The organism is Roseisolibacter sp. H3M3-2, from assembly GCF_029211165.1.
Lineage (GTDB): Bacteria > Gemmatimonadota > Gemmatimonadetes > Gemmatimonadales > Gemmatimonadaceae > Roseisolibacter.
In genome coordinates, this window is the sequence record NZ_JARGEK010000660.1 from 1 (window position 1) to 1,208 (window position 1,208).

The 1,208-nt window shown below is 77.8% G+C and carries 2 protein-coding genes and 1 pseudogene; all 3 read left to right on the forward strand.

The features are described 5' to 3' along the window. Positions 1–187 (forward strand): annotated as a pseudogene (locus tag PYV61_RS25530) (hypothetical protein); the annotation flags it as partial. Positions 188–262: 75 nt separating this feature from the next. Then, positions 263–829: an RNA polymerase sigma factor gene (locus PYV61_RS25535; protein WP_275836703.1), complete on the forward strand. Its 567-nt coding sequence runs from the start codon at positions 263–265 to the stop codon at positions 827–829. After that, on the forward strand, positions 826–1,208 hold a 383-nt coding region (locus PYV61_RS25540), incomplete at its 3' end, for a zf-HC2 domain-containing protein (RefSeq protein WP_275836704.1). The genes PYV61_RS25535 and PYV61_RS25540, both read left to right, overlap by 4 nt.

Here is a 1,208-nt window from a genome sequence, read left to right on the forward strand (position 1 = left end):
GGCGCTGGCCGCCCTTCCCGCGTGCGCGCCCGCGGGCGCCGGGGAGGCGTGGCTCGACGGCGCCCTCGCGGCGGTGGGCGAATCGGGGCGGCCGTCCGGCGCGTACGGCCCCGGGCCGGGGGCGCCGCCCCCGCGGCTCGTGGTGCGCGCGCTCCTCCTGCTCGTCCCTCCCCCGGAGCGTCCGTGAGCGCGCGCGTCCGCCGTTCAAACCATCCGTCGGTCCCGCCGGTCTGACCTCGCGAGCCCGACGACCTCACGTTTCATGACGGTGGCCATCCAGGACTTCACGCCCACGCGCCTCGACGGCGATCCGGTCGAGCCTTCCGACGCCGCGCTCGCGGCGGCCGGGGACCGGCGCGCGTTCGAGCGGCTGTACCGGGCGCACGTCGACCGGGTCTACGCCCTCTGCGTCCGCATGGTCGCCGACCGCGCGCTCGCCGAGGAGCTCACGCAGGACGTGTTCGTCCGCGCGTGGGAGAAGCTCGCCCTGTTCCGCGGGGAGAGCTCCTTCGGGACCTGGGTCCACCGCCTGACCGTGAACCTCGTGCTCAACCGCCGCGACAGCGACGGACGGCGGGACCGCCGCACCGTCGACGACGCGGACGCCGTCGAGGCCCTCCCCGCCCGGCCGCTCGCGCCCGGGGACCGGATGGACCTCGAGAAGGCGATCGCCGGGCTCCCGCCGGGGGCGCGACGGGTCTTCGTCCTCCACGACGTGGAGGGCTACCGGCACGAGGAGATCGCCGAGCTCCTCGGGATCACCAGCGGCGGCAGCAAGGCGCAGCTCCACCGGGCGCGTCTCCTCCTGCGCGAGGCGCTTCAGCGATGACCGACGACTTCCGACACCCGACCGCCCTCCCCGACGCCGCCTGCGCGGCCGTCGACGAGCGGCTGATGGACTACCTCGAGGGCGAGCTCGCCGCGGCCGACCGCGCGCGCCTCGACGCCCACCTGGCCGCCTGCGCGCGCTGCCGGGCGCTGGTCGCCGACCTGCGCGCCCTCTCGGCCGACGCCGCCGCGCTCCTCGCGCTGCGCCCCGGCCGCGACCTGTGGGCCGGGATCGCCGAGCGCATCGAGGCGCCGGTGGTCCCGCTCCCGGCCCGCGACGGCGCCCCCGCGCTGCACGTCCACCCGACCGTCCGGAACGCCGAGCCGCGCCTGCGCGCCGCCGTCGCGTTCCTCCGGCGGCACCTGGTCGCGGCCGCCGT